Consider the following 14,546-nt stretch of genomic DNA (forward strand, 5'->3'; position numbering starts at 1 on the left):
CCGCCTCACTCGTCCTCGTTGCCGCCCCGCGTGACGGCCACCACACCGGCCACATCGGCGAACCGGGCGGTGAGGACGGCCGGGTCGGCGCGGCCCACCGCCGAGATCAGCACCTCCGCCGCATCCCCGGTGCCGCCCGCCCGCATCATCCGGAGCCCGGCCACACCGAAACCGGCCCGCTCGCACTGCTCCATCAGCTCGCGCAGCAGACCGGGCCGCTGCTCGTACGCGATCCGGAACGTCGAGGCCACCGAGCGCATCTGCGGCAGCCGGTGGACGAGGGGCCGCACCAGGTACGCGGCGACGAAGTAGGCGGCCGTCGCCAGTATCGAGAGCAGCGGGAGCCCGGCCGCGGCCGCGGCTCCCACGGCCGCCGTCAGCCAGATCGTCGCTGCCGTGGTGAGCCCCTGCACCGAACCCCGGTGCACGAAGATCACCCCGGCGCCGATGAAGCCGACGCCCGACACGATCTGCGCGGTGACCCGGGACGGGTCGAGCTCGATGGTCCCGACATGCAGGACGTCGCCGAAGCCGTACTTGCTGACCAGCGTGAACAGGGCCGCGCCGACGCCGACCGTGGTGTACGTCCGCAGCCCCGCGGCCTTCTGCCGGATCTCCCGCTCCAGGCCGATGGCCGCGGACAGCAGGAACGCCAGACCGAACTCGCCCGCCTGCACCCAGCCCTGGCCGCTCGGCTCAAGCACCCCGGCCGCCACCTGCACCATCCCGTGCCCCTTCCCACTCGGGCCGCGCCGTCACACGAACAGGCTCCGCCTACCCATACAGCCACATTTCATGACGCCCCGCCCCGCGCCGGCGTCGCGAACCGGCTCAGCGACAGCGCAGCGCGGCGTACATGTCCAGCTTGTGCTCCAGGCGCGAGAGGTCGCGGCCGGTGAGCACCTCGATCCGCTGGATGCGGTAGTGGACCGTGTTGACGTGCAGATGCAGGGAGGCCGCCGTGCGCGCCCAGGACCCGTTGTGCGCGAGGAAGGACTCCAGGGTCTCCCTGAGCATCTGCGAGGAGGTGTGGGCGTCGTCGGCCAGCGGGCCGAGGACCCTGTCGTGGTAGATGGCCCGTACGTCGGTGGGGATGCCCGCGAGCAGCCCCTCCAGCGTGGTCAGGTCGTCCACGGCGGCCACACCGGCCCCGTCGGGCTCCTGTGTGCGGGCCGCGGCCAGCGCGTAACGGGCTCCGGTCAGGCTGGAGTTGAGCCGGTCCGGCGCGTCGGCCTGGCCACCGACGCCGACATGGAGCGGGACGAGCGGTTCGCACGCCTGCACCAGGCGCCACAACTCCCGCAATTCCAGGGCCACTTCGGTCCCGCCCTGAACCACGGCGAGCACCTCTGCGTGCGGGAGGCGGCCGAGGGCGAAGGGCCGGTCGGGGGTGTGGCGGAGCGCCTCGGCCAGGGCGTCGGCCGCGGCGCCCTGGTCGCCTTCGGTGCGGGTGGCGGCGGCGATCACATGGAAAGGACCGCCGGGGGAAAGGCCGCAGGCGGTCAGGGCGCCGCTCAGCGCGGGCAGATCGGCGGCCGGTGCGTCGACGAGCCGGATCAGCTCGCCGGCCCGCCGCCGGCTCTCGTTGCGGGCCCGGTCCCGGCCGTAGCGGTGGTCGGCGAGCACGTCCGCCGTCTCGTGCAGCAGGCGCGGGGGCACGGCGGCCGCGTCCGCGAGGTGCAGATACCAGCTGTCGTACGGCGAACTGTCCGTGTCGATCAGCAGGGTGAGGCCGTCGGGCGCGCGGCGCAGCAGCTCGCGGCCGCGCTGGGCGGGGATCGCCGGGGCCGCGGGGGTGCGCGCCACGGTGCGTCCGGTGGGGGTCAGGACGTAGCAGTCCGGCGTCCCCACATGGGCCAGGGCCCGGTCCAGCAGTACGTCCGGTTCGGCTCCGGCCCGTACCAGGTCGCTGAGCTCGCTGCGGACGTTGTCCGGCAGCGCGTAGCGGTGCGAGGTGGGCCGCCGGCTGAGGTCGCCCCACTGGCGCAGGTAGACGGCCTCGGTGATGGCCCGGAAGTTGGTGCGCGAGGGCACGGCGAGCAGGGCGATGCCGTTCTCCCGGCACGACCGGGTCAGCTCCTCGGGCACCCTGCCGTGCGTCTCCTCACCGGCCAGGAGCGCGGCTGCCCCGGCGGTCACGAGCGCGGAGACGAAACGGCTGATCTTCTCGGTCCCCTTCTCCGGGCCCCACCACACGAGACCGCTCAGCACGACCTCTCCCGGCCGCAGGAATCGAGTCGGGTCCTCCAGGTCGGTGGCGGTCACCCCGGTGATCTCCCGGAGGAGCTGCTGCTCCTCGCCCCAGAGCAGTTCCAGATCCAGGGATTCGAGACGCAGGAGGTCTTCGACGTGCATGAGTGGCTCCTTGGTGCGGGTGCCGGTTCGGAGGCACCGGATCCGCATTCACCAGGTGAATGCGAGTTTCTGCATCGTAGATGCAAGGAGAGATGGCCGATACACCTCTTGGTTGATCCTCCAGAGTGGGCCCGGCCCTCTGGTGCTTTTCCGTGTGACGCACCAGTCGCGCCCGGCGCCGGTGGCTTGATTCACTCAGGGAGCCGCCCCGCGCCGCCGTCGGCCCCATCTCCCGGTCATGCCGCGGGAGTTGGGGCGAACCTCTTTCAGCACGGACGAGATCCGGCCGGCCGGGTCTGCACGTCAGGCCCCCCGTGCTCGCGGCCTCGGCGGCAGCCGTGCACTCGGCGTCGAGGCGGGCGCCGCGTTCGGGCGAGATGTCCGGGCGGCCCGGAAACCCCGGCGCGGGACGCGGGCCCGGGCAGCCGGCGCAGTGTCAGGAGTCCGAGTGCTACGTGCAGGAGACCGGCCACGGCCACGACCACGCGCAGGCCGGTCACGAAGGCCGACTTCGCCACGTCGGCCCGATGCTCGCCTGGCGGAACTGATCGGCGAACTCACCATGCGCAGCGACGAGTTCTCCTCCATGTGGGCCACTCGGGACGTCGCGGACTGCACCACGGGAACCATGCACCTCCAGCACACCGTCGTGGGCGCCGCGAGCGTCGACTACCAGGTCTGGTTGCAGCCCGACAGCCCCGACCACCGTCTTGAGGTCTACACCCCCAACGACCCGGGCTCCGCGGACGCCTTGCGGCTCCTGACCCACCGGAGCCGAGACCGCGTCGGCTCCCCGCGCGAAGGAAGAGGGACCGACGGGCTCGCCGGCGAACGACGAGGGCCGGTGTCGGATGTCTCCGATACCGGCCCTGATCTGCGACTCCTTCGAGTCGGGACGACAGGATTTGAACCTGCGACCCCTTGACCCCCAGTCAAGTGCGCTACCAAGCTGCGCCACGTCCCGATGCCCGTCTGACCTGGGGTTTCCCCCGGCCGCTCGTGCATGAGAACCATACCGCACTCCGGCAGTGCGACAGGAACGGGGGACAATCGGCGCATGGACGGTTCCGCACGTGATCGTGACGACGAGGGGCGGGCGCGCAACGCCCGGCCCAGGGACGGGCTCGGGCGGCCGCTGCCCTATGGCGCCGACGGGGTGGCCCGTCAGCCGGAGGGGGTGGCGCGCACCCCCGAGCAGACCCTGACCGAGGCCCAGCGGCTCCTCGACGCGGGAATGCCGTTCCACGCCCACGAGGTCTTCGAGGACGCGTGGAAGTCGGGGCCGCCGCAGGAGGAACCGCTGTGGCGGGGGCTTGCCCAGCTCGCGGTGGGACTCACGCACGCCGCGCGCGGCAACGCGAAGGGCGGCGCCTCCCTCCTGGAGCGGGGCACGGACTCGCTCGCCCGGTACCCGGCCGGGACCGGCCTGCCGACGTACGGGCTCGACCTGGCCGGGCTCGCGGCCTGGGCGCGGGAGCTGACGGGCCGGCTGCCGGGGCCGCTCGACGCGGCGGCCGAGGCGCCCAGGCTCAGGAGCTGAGAGGCGCCCGGCTCAGGGGCTGAGCAGGATCACGTCCAGGGTGCGGGGGCCGTGCACGCCCTCGACCCGGTCGAGTTCGATGTCGCTGGTGGCCGACGGCCCCGAGATCCAGGTCAGCGGCCGGCCGGGATCCAGACGCACCATGGCCTGCGGTACGGACGCGACGACCTGGTCCGGCACGCGCACCACGCAGATGTGGTGGTCCGGCACGAGCGTGATACGCCGTCGCCCCTGGGCCGTTCCGGCGTCCAGGACCAGGGTGCCGGTCTCGGCGATCGCGAGGGCGCAGCCGGTGACCACGCTGTCGACGGCGTCGAGTTCCGCCGCGGTGGACTCCGGGCGGTCCTCGACGCGCACGCACCCGGTCTCCGCCAGCCACTCGGGCGGCAGGCCCTCGGGTACGAGGACGCTCGTGGCCCCGCGCGCGCCGAGCAGCGCGGAGACGAGGGCGCCGACGCCGGCCGTGTCGGTGCGGTGCACGCGGGCACGGTAGTCGGCGAGGTTCTCGTGCAGCAGGTCGAGGACGACCGCCGGGTCGTCGGGGGTGTGGCTCACCAGGTAGTCGCGGACGACCGCCGGTGGTTCGGGTGCGTCCTCCACGGCGGCCCGTACACGGGCCAGGATGCGGTCACGGGCGTTCATGTGCGGTTCTTCCCTCCACCAGTCCTCCTCCACCAGTCGCGGAAGGGTTCCTCGGGCAGCTCGGGCAGGTCGCGGCTCCCGGTCCAGGCCGTGGCACCGGGGGGCCGCTTCGGATGCAGTGCCCGGGTCCGCGATGCCAGCCGCTCCCCCGCGGCCATGGCGGCGGGGTGGTCCATGGCCCAGGTGGCGGCCTTCATCGCGGCCTTCTCCAGGCGGTGCCCCGGGCCGCCCTGGCCGGCGACCCGCTCGCGGAGGTGGACCAGGACCTCCGGGATGTCGATGGCGACCGGACACACCTCGTAGCAGGCGCCGCACAGCGAGGATGCGTACGGCAGCGAGGCGTCGATCTCGCTTGTGGTGCCGCGGAGTTGAGGGCTGAGGATGGCGCCGATGGGGCCCGGGTAGACCGAGCCGTAGGCGTGGCCGCCGGCCCGTTCGTAGACGGGGCACACATTGAGGCAGGCCGAGCAGCGGATGCAGCGCAGCGCCTGGCGGCCGATGTCGTCGGCGAGGGCGTCGGTGCGGCCGTTGTCCAGCAGGACGAGGTGGAAGGCGCGGGGGCCGTCGCCGTCGGCCGTGCCGGTCCACATGCTGGTGTACGGGTTCATGCGCTCGGCGGTCGAGGAACGCGGCAGGGTCTGGAGGAAGACTTCCAGGTCCTGCCAGGTGGGGACGGTCTTCTCGATGCCGACGACGGAGATCAGGGTCTCGGGCAGGGTCAGACACATCCGGCCGTTGCCCTCGGACTCGAAGACGACCAGGGTGCCGGTCTCGGCGACCATGAAGTTGGCGCCGGAGATGGCGACCTTCGCCCGCAGGAACTTCTCGCGCAGATGAAGCCGGGCCGCGTCCGCGAGATCGGCCGGGATGTCGGTGAGCCCCTCCGGGGCCGGCCTGCCCCAACTAGCCATCTTCTCGCGGAAGATGTCGCGGATCTCGCCCCGGTTGCGGTGGATCGCCGGGACCAGGATGTGCGAGGGCCGGTCGTCACCGAGCTGGACGATCAGCTCGGCCAGGTCGGTCTCGTAGGCGTGGATGCCCTCGGCGGCGAGCGCCTCGTTGAGGCCGATCTCCTGGGTGGCCATCGACTTGACCTTGACGACCTCGGTCTCCCCGGTGGCCTTCACCAGGCCGGTGACGATCCGGTTGGCCTCCTCCGCGTCCGCGGCCCAGTGCACGGTGCCTCCGGCGGCCGTGACCGACTCCTCCAACTGCACCAGGTAGTCATCGAGGTGACGGAGCGTCATGTCCTTGATGCGGCTGCCCGCCTCGCGCAGCCGCTGCCAGTCGGCCAGCTCGGCGACCGCCTTGGCGCGCTTGTCGCGGATGGTGTGGGTGGCGTGCCGCAGGTTGCCGCGCAAGGTGGTGTCCCGCACGGCCTCGCGCGCGGCCTTCGGGAACGCGGGCATGCCGACGAACGTGCCGCTCACAGCTGGGGCTCCGCTTCCGTGCTCAGGAGGATCTCGGCGATGTGCAGGGCGCGCAGCGGGGCGTCCTGCCGGTGCAGGATGCCCCCGATGTGCAGGAGGCAGGAGTTGTCGGCGCCGCACAGCACCTCGGCCCCGGTGGCGGCCGCGTTGCGCACCTTGTCGATGCCCATCGCCGCCGAGACGTCCGGGTTCTTGACGGCGAAGGTGCCGCCGAAGCCGCAGCACTCCTCGGCGCCCGGCAACTCCCGCAGCTCCAGGCCCTTGACGGCTTCGAGGAGCCGGCGCGGCCGGTCCCCGAGGCCCAGCAGGCGCAGCCCGTGGCAGGAGGGGTGGTAGGTGACGGTGTGCGGGAAGTACGCGCCGACGTCGGTGACGCCCAGCACGTCGACCAGGAACTCCGTCAGCTCGTACACCCGCGGCACGAGTGACTGCGCGACCCGGCCCAGCTCGTCCCCCCGCCCTTCCGCGGCCGCCCGGTGGCCGATGCGCGGATAGTTGTCGCGGATCATCGCCACACAGGAGCCGGACGGGGTGACGACGTGGTCGTAGTCTGCGAAGACCCGGCCCATCCGGCGCACCAGGGGCTCGGTCTCGTGCCGGTAGCCGGTGTTGAACTGGGGTTGCCCGCAGCACGTCTGCCCGGCCGGGAAGTCGACGTCGACCCCGAGCCGTTCCAGGAGCTTCACCGTCGCGATGCCGGTGGCCGGATACACCGCGTCATTGACGCAGGTGACGAAGAGTGCGACTCGCATGCTCGGAGGATATGCCGTGCTGACCCGGGCGCGTTCGGCTACCAGAGCACGGGCAGTTCCTCCGGCGAGCGATGGATCATCGTGGGGCGCATGACGACGGGTCTGTCCTGCGCCAGGCGCAGTCCCGGGAGGCGTGCCGTCAGGAGTTCCAGGGTGATCCGGAGCTGCTCGCGGGCCAGGGACGAGCCCGGGCAGCCGTGCACGCCGTACCCGAAGGCGAGGTGACGGGCGGGCGGCCGGGTGATGTCGAAGACATCGGGGCGTTCGTGGCGGCTCGGGTCGCGGTTGGCGGAGCCGTACGCCACGAACACCACGGCTCCGATGGGGAGTTCGGTGCCGGACAGCATGACGGGGCGGGTGGTGATGCGGCGGAAGCCCTGGATCGGGCTGTCGTAGCGGGCCGCCTCCTCGACGGCCGACGGTATCAACTCCGGCTTCTCGCAGAGCAGTTCCCACTGCGCCGGGTGATGCAGCAGATGCAGCATCGTGGAGCCGATCAGCGCGCTCGTGGTGAGGTGCCCGGCGAGCAGGAAGTTCTGCAGATGGGCGACCATCTCGTGCCGCTCGTCCAGGGTGAGTTCGGCGCCCGGTGGCTCGCCGCCGGGCGCGAGCGCGGCGATCAGTGAGGTGCACAGGTCGTCCCGGGGGCGGGCGTGGCGCTCCCGTACGTAGGTGTCGAGGAGGTGCTGCATCGCGACGACGTCGCGCGCGGCCGCCAGTTGGGCGGGCTCGTCCATCGGCCGGAACAGGAGTTGCTCGGCCTGGTGGCCGCCGTGCACGGCGAGCGGCACATCGGCGGGGTCGAGCCCCACCAGGCGTCCGATCACCTGGCCGGGCAGCCGGAGCGCGAACTGGGCCATCAGATCGGCGCCGTCGCCCGCGGTGAAGGCGTCGATCAGCTCGGTGGCCCGCTCCACGGCGTACGGCACGATCGCGGCGACGCGGGCGGGCGAGAGGCCGTGCACGATGGGGGCGCGCAGCCGCTGGTGGAGGGCGCCGTCGGAGCTGACCACGACGGGGCGTCCGCCGAAGCCCCGGCCCATCTCGGCGAGCACCGTGGGCCCGGGCAGGACGTCGGGGCGCAGCGCGTTGGCGGAGGAGAACGCCTCGGGGCGGCGCAGGACTTCGCGCACATCCGCGTCCCGGGCCACCAGCCAGGCGTCGAGCTCCGGCACGAAGGTCAGCCCTTCGGCCTGCCGGGCCCGCGCATAGTGCGGATAGGGGTCGCGCTGCAGCGCGTCGAGCCGAGCGTGCTCATGCCTGTCCACAGGCCCATCGTCTACGACGTCCGGCCACATCGGAAGAGCGCCGGACGGGCAGAACGTGGCGCTTTCGCCACCGTGCGGCCCGCGGGTCCCCCACGCCTTCGCCGCCGGGTGCCCCACGGGGCCCCGGCGGCGGGCGCGGGCGCCTCAGACGGCCCGGTCGAGCACTGCGATGAGCCGGGTGACGGTCGCGGCCATCGCCTGCCGGCCGACCGTCAGATAGGTGCGGGCGTCGACCGCCTCGGGGTGGGCGGCGAGGTAGGCGCGAATGGCGTCGGTCATCGCGATGTTGAGGGCGGTGCCGATGTTGACCTTGGCGATGCCGCCGGCCACGGCCGCCGCGAGCGCGTCGTCCGGGACGCCGGACGACCCGTGCAGGACCAGCGGGACCCGCAGCGCGTCGTCGAGCCGGGCCAGCAGGGCGTGGTCGAGTTCGGCGGTGCGCGAGGTCATCGCGTGGGTGCTGCCGATGGCGACGGCGAGTGCGTCGACGCCCGACTCGGCGACGAACTGGCGCGCCTCGTCGGGGTCGGTGCGCGCGCCGGGCGCGTGGGCGTCGAGCGGGGCCTTGCCGTCCTTGCCGCCGACCTCCCCCAACTCGGCCTCGATCCACAGGCCTTGGGTGTGCGCCCAATCGGCGGCGGCGCGGGTCGCCGCCAGGTTCTCCTCGTACGGCAGGTGGGCCGCGTCGTACATGGCGGAGCTGAACCCGGCGTCGGCGGCCTGCCGCAGCAGTTCGTCCTGCTTGACGTGGTCGAGGTGGAGCGCGACCGGTACGGAGGCCGCCTCGGCGGCGGCCACCGCCGCACGGGCCAGCGGCAGGACCCGGCCGTAGCGGAACTTGACCGCGTTCTCGCTGACTTGGAGGACGACCGGTGACTTGGCCGCCTCGGCTCCGGCGATGACCGCCTCGGCGTGTTCCAGCGTGATGATGTTGAAGGCCGCGACCGCGCGGCGTTTGTCTGCGGCCTCGGCGACCAGTGTGCCGGTCCTGGCGAGTGGCATCAGTGCTTCCCCTTCACCTGTGTCACGTTCTCACCTGTCACGTTGTTCGTTCTCCGGTGCCGGCCCGCTCAGGCGCCGTCGAGGATCACCGAGCGGGTGAGGTGGCGCGGCCGGTCCGGGTCGAGTCCGCGGGCGGCCGCGACGGCGACGGCCAGGCGCTGGGCGCGGACGAGTTCGGCGAGCGGGTCCAGGCGGCCTTCGATCCACAGTGCTCCGGTGGCGGCCACCTGCTCGGCGAGCCCTTCGGGGGCTTCGCCGAACATCCAGGTCGCGGTCGAGGTGGTGGAGATGCTGATGGGGCCGTGGCGGTACTCCATCGCCGGGTAGGCCTCGGTCCAGGACAGCGATGCCTCGCGCATCTTGAGGGCGGCCTCCTGGGCGAGCCCGTTGGTCCAGCCGCGGCCGAGGAAGCTGAACTGGGTGGATTCCACGAGGCCTTCGGGCAGCGGCTCGGCGAGCGCGGTGCGCGCGTCGGCGACGGCCTGCTCGGTGTGCAGCCCGAGGTGGGCGCGCAGCAGCGTGAAGGCGGTGGTGGCGAAGCGGGTCTGGACGACCGACTCCTCGTCCGCGAAGTCGAGCACCACGATGTCGTCGGCTGCCTCCATCACCGGGGTGGTGGGGTCGGCCGTGATGGCGGTGGTACGGGTCCGGCCGCGCACCTGGGCGAGGAGGGCGAGCACCTCGGTGGTGGTGCCGGAGCGGGTGAGCGCGACGACCCGGTCGTAGCGGCGGGCGGCGGGGAACTCGGAGGCGGCGAAGGCGTCGGTCTCGCCGAGGCCCGCGCTCTCCCGCAGGGCGGCGACGGCCTGCGCCATGAAGAAGGAGGTGCCGCAGCCGACGACGGCGACGCGCTCGCCCGCGGCCGGCAGGGCGTCCTTGTGCTGGAGGGCCAGTTCGGCCGCCCGCTTCCAGCATTCGGGCTGACTGCTCAGTTCGTTCTCGACATGGCTCATGCCGGGCTCCCACCCTCTGGATGTGACGCGCTGTCGTGCTTGTTTCTGCAAAATATAGCTCGATATCGAGCACGATCAAGCATATAGGGGTGCGCTAAGGTCACTACGGACGGTTACCAGTACGAAGAACGGAGGGCGCGGATGTCGCGCGACGCCCGCTGGCAGGCGCTGCTTGAGCTCCTCGTGGAGCAGGGCCGCCTCGATGTCGACGAGGCGGCGACGGCCCTCGGGGTGTCGGCCGCGACGATCCGGCGCGACTTCGACCAGCTCGCCGAACAGCAGATGCTGGTGCGCACCCGGGGCGGAGCGCTCGTGCACGGCGTCTCCTACGAGCTGCCGCTGCGCTACAAGACGGCGCGCCAGGCCTCGGAGAAGCAGCGGATCGCGAAGGCGGTGGCGGATCTGGTCGCGCCGGGTGAGGCGGTCGGTCTGACCGGCGGCACCACGACGACGGAGGTGGCCCGCGCGCTGGCCGTGCGGCCCGAACTGGCCACTGGATCACCGGCGTTGACGATCGTGACGAACGCGCTCAACATCGCGAACGAACTCGCGGTGCGGCCGCAGTTCAAGATCGTGGTGACCGGCGGGGTGGCCCGCCCCCAGTCCTACGAGCTCACGGGTCCGCTCGCGGGCGGGGTCCTGAACCAGATCACGATGGACGTGGCGGTGCTCGGCGTGGGCGCGTTCGACGTGGTGCACGGGACCTCGGCGCACGACGAGGACGAGGCCGGCATCAACCGGCTCCTGTGCGAGCGGGCCGAGCGGGTCGTGGTGGCCGCGGACTCCACGAAGCTGGGCAAGCGGACGTTCGCCCGGATCTGTGCGACGTCCCAGGTGGGCACACTGGTCACGGACACGGCCGTCTCGGACGCCACGGTCGCCGCGTTCACCGAGGCGGGCGTGACGGTCATCGCGGTCTGAGCACGCCCGGCCGGGCCGGCTCGGCCAGACCGGGCTCCGGGGCCGCCTCAGCCGATCCGCAGAGCCGGCAGGACGACGGACTCGATCAGCCCGAGCACCGTGTCCTCGCCGTGGAAGCGGTCCTCGAAGAGCCGCTCCACCCGCAGCATGCCCATGACCAGCGGGGCGACATAGCCGATCGCCGGGTTGTCCGCCGCGACCTCGCCGCGTTCGACGCCGCGCCGGAGCATCGCGTCGAGAGCCGCGATCTCGGGGTTCAGCACGGTCTCGCGGAGGGCTTCGCGCAGATCGGGGTGCTTGATGTAGGCCTGCCCGACGGCTTCCATGAGCGCCTTGTCGGGCCCTTCGCGCCGGCCCACCGCGCGGGCCGCCTCCCGCAGGTCCCCGGCGAGCGAGCCGGTGTCGATGCCGGAGAAGAACGAGCAGCGGTTTCTGCCGAGCGCGGCGGTGACGAGGAGCGGCTTGTTCTTCCACTGCCGGTACAGGGTGGCCTTTCCGCACTTGGTGCGCGCGGCCACGCCCTCCATGGTCACGGAGTCGTAGCCGCCCTCTCTGAGCAGGTCGAGCACCGCGTCGTACAGCTCCAGCTCACGCTCGGGGCTGATCTTGCTGCGGCGGGCAGCGGCCGTGGCGGCCTGCGTCGACATCGTTCCCTCCGGAGACGGACAAGGGGCACGGAAAACAAGGGGCACTCCTGCACGTACGAGAGTAGGCTCCGCTCAATCGAGACGCAAACGTATCGAGACGTTTGCGTCTCGATGAGTTTCGATCTAGCCTTCCTACGTTTGCTTGTGTTTTTCGTCGTATCGATCCAGGTTCAAAGGGGCCGGAGAATGTTTGCCGGTATAACCACGGGGGCGCGTCGTGAGACCCGTCCCGCCGGACCGGAGACGACCGCTTCCCGGCCGCCCCTGGTGCGCGAGCTGCTGCTCGTGACCGCGCTCTTCCTCGTGTACAAGTTCGGCCGCCGGCTGGCCAACGGCCACGAGGCCAGGGCGTTCGACAACGCGGACCGCGTATGGAGCTGGGAGCGCGCGCTGCACCTGCCCGGCGAGGGCTCGGTCCAGCATCTGCTGCTGCACGGCGACACCCTCGTGAAGGTCGCCAACACCTTCTACGCGACCGTGCACTTCCCGGCCACCGTGGCCTTCCTGGTCTACCTGTACCTGCGCCGCCCGGGCCACTACCTGTGGTCGCGCCGGGTGCTCGCCGGGCTCACCGCCGCGGCCCTGGTGCTGCACATCACCGTCCCGCTGGCCCCGCCGCGCATGCTCACCACGGCCGGACTCGTCGACACCGCACAGGTCTACGGACCCTCGGTGTACGCGGCGACGCCCGACACCGACACGATGGCCAACCAGTTCGCGGCCATGCCCTCGCTGCACTTCGGCTGGGCGCTGATGGTCGCGATCGGCCTGATCATGGCGACGCGGAGCCGCTGGCGGTGGCTGTGGCTGCTGCACCCGCTGCTCACCCTGCTCGTGGTCGTCGGCACCGCGAACCACTACTGGCTGGACGCGATCGTGGCCTCGGCGCTCCTTGGCGCGGTGCTGTACTTCGTGCCCGCGCCGAAGCGGCCCACACAGTTGCCTGCGGCACCCAAGCGGGCCGCCCGTCGGTCCTCCGTACCGCGGCGCTCGCCCGAGACGACCGCCCTCCCGGAGCCCGCGCCCGCGTCCCGGCAGGCACCGGTACCGTCACCGCTTTCTGCGCGCACCAGCGCGCCCCAGCTCTCCGAGGCCGTGCGATGAACGAATCCGCGCTGCTCGCCATCCTGCTCTCGCTCGCCTCGGCCGTCGGCTACGCACTGGCCGCCGTCGGCCAGTCCCGGCTCGCCGCGCAGGGCGGCGGCGGCATGGGGCAGTTGCTCACCCGGCCCCTGTGGTGGTGGGCGGTCGGCCTCAACGCGGCCGGCGCCCTCATGCACGTGGCCGCCCTCCACTACGGCCCGCTCACCCTGGTCCAGCCGCTCGGCGCCCTCACCCTGGTCGCCGCGCTGCCGCTCTCCGCGTACTACGCGCGGCGCCGGGTCACCCGGCGCGAGTGGCGGGGAGCTGCCTGGACGCTGGCGGGGCTCACCGGCTTGATCGCGGTCACGGGACCGGCGAGCCCCGGCGACGCGCTCAGCCTGAGCGAGGCCCTCGCCATCGCCGCGGCCACCGCGCTGCTGCTCGCCTTCCTGGTCCGGGCCGGGGCGCACTCGTCCCGCGGCACCGGCCTCGGCCACGCCACCGCGTCCGGCATCGCCTCGGGTGTGGCGTCCGCGCTGACCCAGACGGTCACCGCGTCGCTGTCGCACGCACTGCCCGGCGGCCCGCTCCCCTGGTGGGGCACCTCCCTGGTCGCCGTCCTGGTGGCGACGTTCGCCGTCGGCGGCCTCCTGCTCTCGCAGGCGGCCTACCGCGGCGGCCTCGCCGCGCCCCTCGCCGTGGTGAACATCGCCAACCCGGCGGCGGCCGCGGTCATCGGAGTGGCGCTGCTCGGCGAGAGCTTCCACGGCGGCCCGCTCGGCTGGCTGACCGCGGCCGCGTCGGCGGCCGTCGCGGCCCGGGGCGTCATCATGCTGACCGGCGCCACCCCCGCCGATCTCCCGACCCCGCTCCCCACGGTCCTGCCCACCGAACTGCCGGCTCCGGAACCGGCGGTACGGATCACGGCCTGAGAACGGGCCCCCTTGTCAGGCGTTGACGTCGACCACGGTCCGGCCGCGCACCTGGCCGGCCAGGATGCGCTCGGCGACGCCCGGTACCTCGGCCAGGCCGATGAGCGTGGTCATCCTCTCCAGGCGGGCCAGGTCGAGATCGCGGGCGAGGCGCTCGTATGCCCGGACTCGGCGGTCCATCGGGGCCTGTACGGAGTCGATGCCGGCCAGGGTCACTCCGCGCAGGATGAACGGCAGTACCGTGCCGGGCAGGTCGGGTCCCTGGGCGAGGCCGCAGCTGGTGACCGTGCCGCCGTAGCGGGTGCCCGCCAGGACGTTGACCAGGGTGTGGCTCCCGACCGAGTCGACCGCTCCGGCCCAGCGCTCCTTGCCGAGCGGGCGGCCGGGGGCGGAGAGTTCGGCGCGGTCGATGATCTCGGCCGCGCCGAGGTCGCGCAGGTAGTCGGCCTCGGCGGGCCGCCCCGTGGAGGCGAGCACCCGGTATCCCAGTTCGGCGAGCAGCGTCACGGCGACCGAGCCGACACCGCCCGCGGCCCCGGTGACGAGCACGTCGCCACGGTCGGGGGTGAGGCCCGCGTCCTCCAGGGCGAGCACGCTGAGCATGGCCGTGTACCCGGCGGTGCCGATCGCTGCGGCCTGCCGCGTGGTGAGCGCGGCCGGCAGCGGGACCAGCCAGTCACCGCTGACCCGGGCCTTCTGCGCGAAGCCGCCGTCGTGCCCCTCCCCCACGCCGTACCCGTTGAGCACCACCTTGTCGCCGGGCGCGAACGAGGCGTGCGTGGAGGATTCGACGGTGCCCGCGAAGTCGATGCCGGGCACCAGCGGATACGTCCGCACGATGCCCTTGCCGTGGGCGAGCGCGAGGCCGTCCTTGTAGTTGACGGTCGAGTAGTCCACGGCGACGGTCACATCGCCCTCGTGGAGGTCGTGCTCCTCCAGGGTGACGGTGTCTGCCCGGTGGCCCTGCTCGTCCTTCGTCACACGGATGGCGCGGAATGACATCGAATCCCTCTCCTGCTCC

General features: G+C 72.5%; 14 protein-coding genes, 1 tRNA gene and 1 pseudogene. 5 read left to right on the plus strand and 11 right to left on the minus strand.

Annotation, left to right across the window (positions count from 1 at the left end; translation table 11 throughout):
- Window positions 1-5: 5 nt before the first annotated feature.
- The gene (locus CG740_RS35855) at window positions 6-725 is read right to left on the minus strand and encodes an MgtC/SapB family protein (RefSeq protein WP_100579499.1); all 720 of its coding nucleotides are present in this window, start codon (window positions 723-725) and stop codon (window positions 6-8) included.
- 106 nt (window positions 726-831) lie between these two features.
- The gene (locus CG740_RS35860) at window positions 832-2,355 is read right to left on the minus strand and encodes a helix-turn-helix domain-containing protein (protein ID WP_100579500.1); all 1,524 of its coding nucleotides are present in this window, start codon (window positions 2,353-2,355) and stop codon (window positions 832-834) included.
- 502 nt (window positions 2,356-2,857) lie between these two features.
- On the opposite strand from CG740_RS35860, the pseudogene CG740_RS40055 reads away from it, so the two are divergent.
- Window positions 2,858-3,280 (plus strand): annotated as a pseudogene (locus CG740_RS40055) (MmyB family transcriptional regulator); the annotation flags it as partial.
- On the opposite strand, the gene CG740_RS35875 reads toward CG740_RS40055, so the two are convergent.
- Window positions 3,246-3,319 (minus strand) — tRNA-Pro (locus CG740_RS35875). The pseudogene CG740_RS40055 and the gene CG740_RS35875 sit on opposite strands and share 35 nt — an antisense overlap.
- A gap of 93 nt (window positions 3,320-3,412) precedes the next feature.
- Here CG740_RS35875 and CG740_RS35880 point away from each other — a divergent pair.
- Window positions 3,413-3,895: a DUF309 domain-containing protein gene (locus CG740_RS35880; protein ID WP_100579502.1), complete on the plus strand. Its 483-nt coding sequence runs from the start codon at window positions 3,413-3,415 to the stop codon at window positions 3,893-3,895.
- Window positions 3,896-3,907: 12 nt separating this feature from the next.
- On the opposite strand, the gene CG740_RS35885 is transcribed toward CG740_RS35880, so the two are convergent.
- From CG740_RS35885 to CG740_RS35910, 6 genes are all read right to left on the minus strand, one after another.
- Complete coding sequence (locus CG740_RS35885) at window positions 3,908-4,537, minus strand: LutC/YkgG family protein (RefSeq protein ID WP_100579503.1); 630 nt, start codon at window positions 4,535-4,537, stop codon at window positions 3,908-3,910.
- Entirely contained in the window at window positions 4,534-5,967 is a 1,434-nt protein-coding gene (locus tag CG740_RS35890) for a lactate utilization protein B (protein ID WP_100579504.1), read from the minus strand. The genes CG740_RS35885 and CG740_RS35890 overlap by 4 nt, the downstream gene beginning before the upstream one ends.
- Window positions 5,964-6,719: a (Fe-S)-binding protein gene (locus CG740_RS35895; RefSeq protein WP_100579505.1), complete on the minus strand. Its 756-nt coding sequence runs from the start codon at window positions 6,717-6,719 to the stop codon at window positions 5,964-5,966. The genes CG740_RS35890 and CG740_RS35895 overlap by 4 nt, the downstream gene beginning before the upstream one ends.
- 38 nt (window positions 6,720-6,757) lie before the next feature.
- Window positions 6,758-7,987 (minus strand): cytochrome P450, encoded by a 1,230-nt coding sequence (locus CG740_RS35900; RefSeq protein ID WP_199846679.1) that lies wholly within the window; start codon window positions 7,985-7,987, stop codon window positions 6,758-6,760.
- A gap of 144 nt (window positions 7,988-8,131) precedes the next feature.
- Window positions 8,132-8,989 carry a class II fructose-bisphosphate aldolase gene (locus CG740_RS35905; protein WP_100579507.1) on the minus strand — a complete coding sequence of 286 codons (858 nt, stop codon included), beginning with the start codon at window positions 8,987-8,989 and terminating at the stop codon, window positions 8,132-8,134.
- 68 nt (window positions 8,990-9,057) lie between these two features.
- On the minus strand, window positions 9,058-9,942 hold the full coding sequence (locus CG740_RS35910; RefSeq protein WP_100579508.1) for an SIS domain-containing protein: 885 nt from the start codon (window positions 9,940-9,942) through the stop codon (window positions 9,058-9,060).
- A 141-nt stretch (window positions 9,943-10,083) separates the two neighbouring features.
- On the opposite strand from CG740_RS35910, the gene CG740_RS35915 reads away from it, so the two are divergent.
- Complete coding sequence (locus CG740_RS35915; protein ID WP_100579509.1) at window positions 10,084-10,863, plus strand: DeoR/GlpR family DNA-binding transcription regulator; 780 nt, start codon at window positions 10,084-10,086, stop codon at window positions 10,861-10,863.
- A gap of 47 nt (window positions 10,864-10,910) precedes the next feature.
- Here the strand turns inward: CG740_RS35915 and CG740_RS35920 are convergent, their stop codons facing one another.
- Window positions 10,911-11,510, minus strand: coding sequence for a TetR/AcrR family transcriptional regulator (locus CG740_RS35920; protein ID WP_100579510.1), 600 nt, complete (start codon window positions 11,508-11,510; stop codon window positions 10,911-10,913).
- 186 nt (window positions 11,511-11,696) lie between these two features.
- Here CG740_RS35920 and CG740_RS35925 point away from each other — a divergent pair, with 186 nt between their 5' ends.
- Together CG740_RS35925 and CG740_RS35930 are read left to right on the plus strand one after the other, a co-directional pair.
- The gene (locus CG740_RS35925) at window positions 11,697-12,614 is read left to right on the plus strand and encodes a phosphatase PAP2 family protein (RefSeq protein ID WP_100579511.1); all 918 of its coding nucleotides are present in this window, start codon (window positions 11,697-11,699) and stop codon (window positions 12,612-12,614) included.
- Window positions 12,611-13,525: a DMT family transporter gene (locus tag CG740_RS35930; RefSeq protein WP_100579512.1), complete on the plus strand. Its 915-nt coding sequence runs from the start codon at window positions 12,611-12,613 to the stop codon at window positions 13,523-13,525. The genes CG740_RS35925 and CG740_RS35930 overlap by 4 nt, the downstream gene beginning before the upstream one ends.
- Window positions 13,526-13,540: 15 nt before the next feature.
- On the opposite strand, the gene acuI is transcribed toward CG740_RS35930, so the two are convergent.
- Window positions 13,541-14,527, minus strand: a complete 987-nt coding sequence (gene acuI, locus CG740_RS35935) for an acrylyl-CoA reductase (NADPH) (protein ID WP_100579513.1) — start codon at window positions 14,525-14,527, stop codon at window positions 13,541-13,543.
- Window positions 14,528-14,546: the final 19 nt, after the last annotated feature.

The sequence above is a fragment of the Streptomyces sp. CB01201 genome, assembly GCF_002803085.1.
GTDB lineage: Bacteria > Actinomycetota > Actinomycetes > Streptomycetales > Streptomycetaceae > Streptomyces > Streptomyces hundungensis.

Coding starts and splice junctions, on each gene's coding strand:
- CG740_RS35855 (WP_100579499.1), bottom strand. CDS start 725: ATGGTGCAGGTGGCGGCCGGGGTGCTTGAGCCGAGCGGCCAGGGCTGG.
- CG740_RS35860 (WP_100579500.1), bottom strand. CDS start 2,355: ATGCACGTCGAAGACCTCCTGCGTCTCGAATCCCTGGATCTGGAACTG.
- CG740_RS35880 (WP_100579502.1), top strand. CDS start 3,413: ATGGACGGTTCCGCACGTGATCGTGACGACGAGGGGCGGGCGCGCAAC.
- CG740_RS35885 (WP_100579503.1), bottom strand. CDS start 4,537: ATGAACGCCCGTGACCGCATCCTGGCCCGTGTACGGGCCGCCGTGGAG.
- CG740_RS35895 (WP_100579505.1), bottom strand. CDS start 6,719: ATGCGAGTCGCACTCTTCGTCACCTGCGTCAATGACGCGGTGTATCCG.
- CG740_RS35905 (WP_100579507.1), bottom strand. CDS start 8,989: ATGCCACTCGCCAGGACCGGCACACTGGTCGCCGAGGCCGCAGACAAA.
- CG740_RS35910 (WP_100579508.1), bottom strand. CDS start 9,942: ATGAGCCATGTCGAGAACGAACTGAGCAGTCAGCCCGAATGCTGGAAG.
- CG740_RS35915 (WP_100579509.1), top strand. CDS start 10,084: ATGTCGCGCGACGCCCGCTGGCAGGCGCTGCTTGAGCTCCTCGTGGAG.
- CG740_RS35920 (WP_100579510.1), bottom strand. CDS start 11,510: ATGTCGACGCAGGCCGCCACGGCCGCTGCCCGCCGCAGCAAGATCAGC.
- CG740_RS35925 (WP_100579511.1), top strand. CDS start 11,697: ATGTTTGCCGGTATAACCACGGGGGCGCGTCGTGAGACCCGTCCCGCC.
- CG740_RS35930 (WP_100579512.1), top strand. CDS start 12,611: ATGAACGAATCCGCGCTGCTCGCCATCCTGCTCTCGCTCGCCTCGGCC.
- acuI (WP_100579513.1), bottom strand. CDS start 14,527: ATGTCATTCCGCGCCATCCGTGTGACGAAGGACGAGCAGGGCCACCGG.